The 7,196-nt window shown below is 45.7% G+C and carries 8 protein-coding genes and 1 pseudogene; 2 read left to right on the forward strand and 7 right to left on the reverse strand.

All coding sequences use genetic code 11. The features are described from left to right. Positions 1-462 precede the first annotated feature (462 nt). Positions 463-963, forward strand: a complete 501-nt coding sequence (locus FTV30_RS15075) for a Dps family protein (protein ID WP_005096135.1) — start codon at positions 463-465, stop codon at positions 961-963. A 176-nt stretch (positions 964-1,139) separates the two neighbouring features. Here FTV30_RS15075 and FTV30_RS15080 read toward each other — a convergent pair whose 3' ends face one another. From FTV30_RS15080 to FTV30_RS15110, 7 genes are all read right to left on the reverse strand, one after another. Further along, a complete protein-coding gene (locus FTV30_RS15080; RefSeq protein ID WP_180001869.1) occupies positions 1,140-2,015 on the reverse strand; it encodes an MBL fold metallo-hydrolase in 876 nt (291 codons plus the stop codon). Further along, positions 2,012-2,434, reverse strand: a complete 423-nt coding sequence (locus FTV30_RS15085; protein WP_005096132.1) for a YeeE/YedE family protein — start codon at positions 2,432-2,434, stop codon at positions 2,012-2,014. The genes FTV30_RS15080 and FTV30_RS15085 overlap by 4 nt, the downstream gene beginning before the upstream one ends. A gap of 1 nt (position 2,435) precedes the next feature. After that, the gene (locus FTV30_RS15090; RefSeq protein WP_035337889.1) at positions 2,436-2,852 is read right to left on the reverse strand and encodes a YeeE/YedE family protein; all 417 of its coding nucleotides are present in this window, start codon (positions 2,850-2,852) and stop codon (positions 2,436-2,438) included. Positions 2,853-3,054: 202 nt separating this feature from the next. Next, complete coding sequence (locus FTV30_RS15095; RefSeq protein ID WP_180001870.1) at positions 3,055-3,777, reverse strand: ABC transporter ATP-binding protein; 723 nt, start codon at positions 3,775-3,777, stop codon at positions 3,055-3,057. Next, positions 3,770-4,993, reverse strand: a complete 1,224-nt coding sequence (locus tag FTV30_RS15100) for an ABC transporter permease (RefSeq protein WP_159516389.1) — start codon at positions 4,991-4,993, stop codon at positions 3,770-3,772. The genes FTV30_RS15095 and FTV30_RS15100 overlap by 8 nt, the downstream gene beginning before the upstream one ends. After that, positions 4,990-6,213: an efflux RND transporter periplasmic adaptor subunit gene (locus tag FTV30_RS15105; RefSeq protein ID WP_100354856.1), complete on the reverse strand. Its 1,224-nt coding sequence runs from the start codon at positions 6,211-6,213 to the stop codon at positions 4,990-4,992. The genes FTV30_RS15100 and FTV30_RS15105 overlap by 4 nt, the downstream gene beginning before the upstream one ends. Before the next feature lie 264 nt (positions 6,214-6,477). Further along, positions 6,478-6,735: an MlrC C-terminal domain-containing protein gene (locus FTV30_RS15110; RefSeq protein ID WP_157797498.1), complete on the reverse strand. Its 258-nt coding sequence runs from the start codon at positions 6,733-6,735 to the stop codon at positions 6,478-6,480. An 8-nt stretch (positions 6,736-6,743) separates the two neighbouring features. On the opposite strand from FTV30_RS15110, the pseudogene FTV30_RS15115 reads away from it, so the two are divergent. Continuing rightward, a pseudogene (locus tag FTV30_RS15115) lies at positions 6,744-7,006 on the forward strand (Fic family protein); the annotation flags it as partial. Positions 7,007-7,196: the final 190 nt, after the last annotated feature.

A 7,196-nucleotide genomic window follows, 5' to 3' on the forward strand; every position in this document is an offset into this window, starting at 1 on the left:
GAAGTTCATGCGCGTGTGGCAGTTCTGAATAGATTTACGGAATTAGGTAGACCTCACACCCAAGTTGTCACTTAAATTTGAATGGATTGGGGAAAACTCAGCTTTTGAATGTTTATGCAACAAAGCCTTTCCATTCTGAAATAGCTAAGGCTTTTTTCAACGTTCTAAATCTGTTGGGATAATTATCGCTAGGTTGATAAAGAAAAATAAAGCTTATTAAACTGAAAAGTTACAATCCTCTCTGCAGGCTATACATAATGACTAAACTTCCTGCCTGTCTATTGATCTAATATCTATAACTTATAAACACTTAAATCTTTCAGCTTGTTCATATTGATGATGCAAATTAAGTTTCAATTCGGGAGTCATCATCAAGATCGAACCCTCGTTTGACTCGGACTTCGAATACATCTGGCTTTATTTTAATACACAGCATGTTGTTAAATTTTAAGGAGTAAGAGCATGGCCTCTTCTAAAAAAGAATCTAAAGCAATGAAAATTGATATCGGAATTTCGCATGATGATCGTGCCAAGATTGTCGACGGTTTATCCCGACTATTGGCAGACAGTTATACCCTGTATTTGATGACCCATAATTTCCACTGGAATGTCACCGGACCCCAGTTCAATAGCCTGCATAATATGTTTATGACCCAATACACCGAGCAGTGGAATGCGCTGGATGTGATTGCTGAACGTATCCGGGCCTTGGGTTTTGCAGCACCTGGCACCTATAAACAGTTTGTAAAACTGACCTCTATTAAAGAGGTTGAAGGGGTGCCAAAAGCTGAAGAAATGCTGCGCCTACTGGTCGATGCCCATGAGACCGTAGCACGTACCGCCAGAAGTATTTTTGCAGTGATTGAAGACGCCAATGATCAACCAACAGCGGATATTTTGACCCAGCGACTAGATGTACATGAAAAAACTGCCTGGATGCTCAGAAGTAGTCTGGATCAATAAAGCGTCATTAATCGCATTTGAGAGCAAGCGGATGAGCGGGATGACACGAGGGTGTTGCTTAGCCGATTAGAACAATCCCAAAGATATGACCTTTAAAATGAAGTACTAAAAACTTGGAGGATGTATGCAGTCGTGTACATCCTCTTTTCATCACCAGGTTTTAAGAATTGAGGCATTCAGGCATGAAAATAATTCAGCGGCAGTTTTAAATAGGAAATACCATTGGCCTCTGCTTCAGGAAATTGACCGGCACGTATATTGATTTGAATCGCCGGTAAAATCAGTTTTGGCATACCTAATTGGGCATCGCGTTGCTGGCGCATTTCAATAAATTCAGCTTTGGCCATCCCCCTGTGAATATGGATATTATGCTGCTTCTGGGTCTGAATATCGGTTTCACAGACAAAGTGATCACGGCTTTCCGGTAAATAGTCATGGCACAGAAATACCCGGGTATCATCCGGCAATTGATACAGTTTTTGCACCGAATCGAATAGCGTTGCCGCACTGCCTTTGGGAAAATCACAACGTGCAGTGCCATAATCTGGCATAAACAAGGTATCACCGACAAAGACTGCATTCCCGACCACATAACTCAGACAGGCCGGTGTATGCCCCGGTGTCGGAATGTTATAGGCCTGTAGTGAACCAATATTGAATTTTTCATGATCCGCAAACAGATAGTCAAAAGGCTGAGCCAGATTGAACTGTTTCATATCCAGATGATAGATCACGCCAAAGACTTCCTGCACAATAGAAATATGCTGGCTCATGGCAATCTTGCCGCCCAACTGTGAATGCAGATATTGCGCTGCGGTCAAATGATCTGCATGCACATGGGTTTCCAGAATCCACTCAACCTCAAAGTTCTGCTGTCGTATATAGGCAATAATTCGATCCGCATGTCTGGTCGATGTACTGGCAGAAGCGGCATCATAATCCAGCACGCTATCAATCACCGCACATTTTCCAGTGGCCGGATCACCCACCACATAGCTAAAAGTATGGCTATCTTCATGAAAAAAATCTTGAATTACGGCGCTATGACTCATGATGATGCTCCTGACCATTGACGATGTAGATAAACCCCTGCCAGCATGGCCATAATAAAATAAGTAGCCTGATAGTGGCCTAAACCAATGAGTGTCAGACTGGGTGCCGGACAGATACCGGCAATTCCCCAGCCGATACCAAATAAAAGACTGCCGCTCATCAGTTTAGAATCAATTTTCTGATTAGTCGGTAACTGGATCGGTTCATGAAATACAGTTTTAGCTACCGGATTTCGCGTGGCTTTCTGAAAAGGAATAAAGGCGACCATAATCGCGCCCAGCATCACAAAGGCCAGACTCGGATCCCAGTCGCCAAAAACATCCAGAAAATCCAGAACCTTTTCAGGATTGGCCATACCGGAAATCATCAAGCCGACTGAAAACAAACCACCCCATAAAAATGCCAGCAGATTTTTCATTTTAGCGCACTCCAATCAGGTGACGAATCACATAAACTGTCATAAAACCAGCCCACATAAATATGGCTGTAGCCAAGATTGAACGTTTAGATAAACGGCTGATGCCACAAATTCCATGGCCACTGGTACATCCCGAGCCTAAACGGGTGCCAAAACCGACCAGTAAACCCGCAATCACCATCATCCAGGGACTGGTATTCAGTTCGATTTCAGGTTGTATGCATAGTCCATAAACAAATGGAATGATGATGAGACCCAATAAAAACCACAGAGTTGGCGTCTTGAAAATGCTTTGAGGATTAAGTACCTGTCCAATCAGACCACTAATGCCCGCGATCTGGCCATGAATATACAGATAGCCGACCACTGAAACACCAAGAAGTAAACCACCGAGAAAAGCGCTCAGGAAGTCATGCATCATATTTCACTTTCATCATTATATATTTTAATATTATATTTAATTAAATATTATTCAAGTTCTAGTCTGTTTAACTTATTTGATGGAAGATGATTATAGGGTCAAATTCAATGCATGCTAAGCTCTCTGGTTTCAGCCCTAGTCAGCTTTGACTAATAAAGAAATAATCTGGATCGGGTCAATTTAATATTTGAAATATTGTCTAAGTTTCAGTTTGATAAACCGTATGAGAATCACTTTCAATCCGGCCATCGACCAGATTAATGGTTCGATCACAGGTGGCGGATAGGCGCGGGTCATGTGTCACCAGCAGAACGGCGCAGTCGCGTTCACGATGCACTTTACGAAACAGCTCAAACATGTCGGCGGCGGTCTGCGTATCCAGATTACCGGTAGGCTCATCGGCCAGAAGTAAGGCTGGCTCTGTAATCAAAGCCCACGCAATCGCAATCCGCTGTTGCTGCCCACCGGAAAGCTCGTTCGGTTTACGATCAGCAAACTTTTCCAGTCCCACTGCAGCCAGCAAATCCCGTGCCCGTTGTAAGCCTTGCTGTCCGGGTTTGCCTCGCGTCATCATCAAGGGCATTAAAATATTATCCAGTGCAGTAAATGCCTGAATCAGGTGATGGAACTGAAATACAAATCCAATACTATTGCCACGTAATGCAGTCCGGCCACGATCATCCATGGCACTGGTCGGCTGTCCCAGCAAATACAGCTCGCCACTACTCGGTTGATCCAGCAATCCCAGAATATTCAATAGCGTACTTTTTCCGGAGCCAGAAGGCCCAATCAGAGCAGCAAAATCCTGGCGTTCAATACACAGATCAATACCATGCAAGACCTCAATTTCATTGGGCTGACCAATATTATAAGATTTGCGCAGCGCTTCTAAACGCAGGACTTCTTGAGATGGTTCAGACATGACGAATCGCCTCCACCGGATCGAGTGCCGCTGCCCGGCGTGATGGCACTGCAGCGGCCAATACCCCTGTTAATGTCGCCAACAATAAAGCCAGAAGTACCAGCTCGATCGAAATCGGGATATAAAATAATCCCGGGCCAAAATTATTAAATACCCAGACCAGACCATAACTGGCTGCACTGCCAACGACCGAACCCAGCAGACCAAATATGGCCCCCTGAAACAGGAAAATTCTTAAAATTTGTGACTGGGTGGCGCCTGTCGCACGCAAAATACCAATTTCCCGAGTACGCTGTACCACGCTGACGGACATGACACTGGCAATGCCAAAAGCCACTGAAATGGCGACAAAAACAATAATCATATTGGTAGACAGGCTCTGTGCAGTAATCGCATTCATCAGCTGTGCATTGGTTGAAATCCAGCTTTCAGCCTTTAATGAGGTCAGGCGCCCCACTTGGGTCGCAATGTCATCAGCCTCAAAAATATCGTTAATGGTCAGATCAATGACAGTTACACCACCGGGCAGACCGAGTAAAGACTGTGCCTGTTTCAAGTCCAGATAAACATAACGCGCATCCAGTTCACGCACGCCCAGTTCAAATATGCCGGCAATATTTACCAAGGCACTGTTTTGCTGACCGGTATCCAGTCGCAATTTGCTACCGACCTGAACCCCCAGATCTTTGGCCAACTGACTGCCGATCAGTACATCATCCGCGCCAACACGTAACTGACCACTGGTTAAATATTCTTTCAATGGAATGATCTGCTGATAACGCTCCAGATCCATTCCGACCAAGGCCACGGATTCAATCGCATCACCGCGTTGTACAAAGGCCGGCCCGGAGACCACAGGCGACACAGCAGTTAATATCGGCAACTGATCCAGTGTTTCGGTAATCTGCTGCCAATTATTGATGGAACGCAGTCGTTGTGCGCGTTTATCTTCCTGTAACAATTGCACCGTCCCGGCAGGCGGCGGCACAATCCGGTTGACTTCATCGGGTGAGAGCAGACGGATATGTGCCTGTGTACCTAATGTACGTTCGACAATATTGGCCTGTAGCCCCTGAATCAGGGCCGTGATAAACACAATCACCGCCACACCAACGGCGACGCCCACCGTGATCATAATGGACTGCGCGCGACCTTCGCGCAAAAAACTGATCGCGATTTTCCATTCGATCCAAAGCCGCTCGAAAAAGTTTTTCAATCGAATTTCACCGGTAATTCATTCTTGCTATCGGTCGCGTCAGTCGAGCTCATCAATGAGCTATCTTGTGGCTTGAGACGGACTCTCGCACCCTCTTCCAGTAACGATTCGGCATTGGCCAGCACCTGATCACCCTCACTCAAACCTGAAGTTACTTCTGACATGGCCAGACCCCGTAAACCTAAAGTCACCGGTTGGCGCTGGATTTTTCTATCACGTACCAACACGACCACTGCCTTATTGCCTTTAATATTGCTAAGCGCATCGTTCGGAATAGCCAGTGCCCGCTCCCGTTTATCTGTCTCGACATTGACCGATACGGTCATGTCCTGACGCAGAAAATCTGGCACCGGGTTGACGGTTAATCTGACCTCTACCGTGCCCCGCTGCGGATCAATGCTCGGTGCAATAAAGTTAATGCGGGCCGGAAAAGACTGATCCGGATAAGCATCGCTAATCACGGTGGCATTTTGCCCTAAGGCCAGTTGCGGTAAATTCCGTTCATCGAGTGGCACCCGGATTTCTGTATTGCCCGTTAAGGCAATGGTAAATAAGGTTTGTCCTGGTTGAACCAGATCGCCTGGCTCGACATCCCGTGTCAGTACTGTACCTGCGACCGCAGCCCGAATTCTGGTTTTTGCCAGTTGCGCCTGCGCCACTGCCAGCTGTTCCCGAAGCGATGCTTCTTCAACTTGTCCCGTAGACAATGCCGCTGCTTTTAGACGAACGGTTTCATAATTGTTGCGGGCAACTCTTTCTGCCTCTAAGGCCTGTTCTATTTCTTCAGCCGACAGGATACCCGCTTCGGCATTACGTCTCCGTGCTGCTTCACGACTGGCCTGTTCCAGTTGTGCTTTGGCACTGGCTAGTTCTGCTGTCGCCTGTGGTCGTCTGCTGGTGGCCAATTCAGTCAGTGCCAGTTCAGCCTGTCGTACTTGGGCCAGTAATTCATCCGATTTCAGCACCACCAAGAGATCACCAGGTTTCACCTGATCTCCTTCCGTGACCCGCCGCTCAAGCACTACGCCACTAATTTCACTGCCCACCTGAGCACGCGAGACTGTCGCCACGCGTCCGGTGGCCACTACATTTTGTATCAGCGGCATGGTGTTCAAGGTATAGCTTGGTAGAACCGGCCCCTGCCACCAGCGGAACAGAGCAAAACCGACTGCCAGTAACAATAAGATGATGAGCAAAATTTTATAGCGGGCAGCGCGCAACTGAGAATCTCCGGTTGATGCATCGAATATTGAATAAGAAAGATAACGCTTTATTTATTTTCTTCGAGTGTCTAATTTACAACAGGTTCCTGCATAGATTTATAGATATTTTGTTGAGTTTAAATGAAATGTTGGATTCCTGAGCATGTTTAGCCAGCACTTATCGATTTCAGCTAAAGTGATCTATGGCAGCTGCAACATTTGAATGAATGAGCTAAAAGTCCGCTGTATGAAGCGACCGCCATGTCAAAGATCTGGATAGCATCAAAATACGATCCAGCAACTGGGCTTTATAAGAGCTGCCCCAATTTCAATACTGTCTATTTTCAGTAATATACTCGGCCCGATATCCGCTTTAACCTCATGCATCATGGGACCACCATATTTGAATGTGCCATCACTATAGGCTTTGATTTTAAACCAACTGACCAAAGGTTGATCAGCTGAAATTCCTGATGTTCTTCCGAGCTGCGCCTCTAAAACCTCCCCAACCTTAAGTGGATTGGTCTGCTGAACCACCACCGGATCGGCTTGAACGTGCAGCTAAAGTGCATGCAGATTTTGTAGGCATCCATCCATTGATGGCAATCAACGTACATCACGTCTTTTGATAAATTTAGAATTATTAAAAGTTGGTTACCCACCCTGTATCATCATTGTAGAAAATCGATTGGCTTATTACGATGCTCTTGATCAGTGAATAGCGTATGGAAAAACTGAAGCATTTATCCAGTTGATTGCTGAAGCGATGATCGGAGGATTTAAACCTTATCAAATTGTATTCAATATATAAGCTAGAGGGCTAACCCTCTAGCTTATAATTATTTTATTATTAACTTTTGAATGCATGACAAAGGGCTTTGTTGCACAAAGATTTGAAATGCAAAGCGCCCCTAATTGAGCCAAATTTAAGGCGTAACTTGGGTAAGTGGTCGACCTAATTCCGTAAATCTGTTAAGGACTGCTACACGTGCATGGATCTC

The sequence above is a fragment of the Acinetobacter sp. YH12255 genome, from assembly GCF_013417355.1.
GTDB classification, from domain to species: Bacteria; Pseudomonadota; Gammaproteobacteria; order Pseudomonadales; family Moraxellaceae; genus Acinetobacter; species Acinetobacter pseudolwoffii.

What these genes read in the sequence shown, in the direction of transcription:
- FTV30_RS15075 (WP_005096135.1), top strand. Translation starts at nt 463, where the DNA reads ATGGCCTCTTCTAAAAAAGAATCTAAAGCAATGAAAATTGATATCGGA.
- FTV30_RS15080 (WP_180001869.1), bottom strand. Translation starts at nt 2,015, where the DNA reads ATGAGTCATAGCGCCGTAATTCAAGATTTTTTTCATGAAGATAGCCAT.
- FTV30_RS15095 (WP_180001870.1), bottom strand. Translation starts at nt 3,777, where the DNA reads ATGTCTGAACCATCTCAAGAAGTCCTGCGTTTAGAAGCGCTGCGCAAA.
- FTV30_RS15085 (WP_005096132.1), bottom strand. Translation starts at nt 2,434, where the DNA reads ATGAAAAATCTGCTGGCATTTTTATGGGGTGGTTTGTTTTCAGTCGGC.
- FTV30_RS15090 (WP_035337889.1), bottom strand. Translation starts at nt 2,852, where the DNA reads ATGCATGACTTCCTGAGCGCTTTTCTCGGTGGTTTACTTCTTGGTGTT.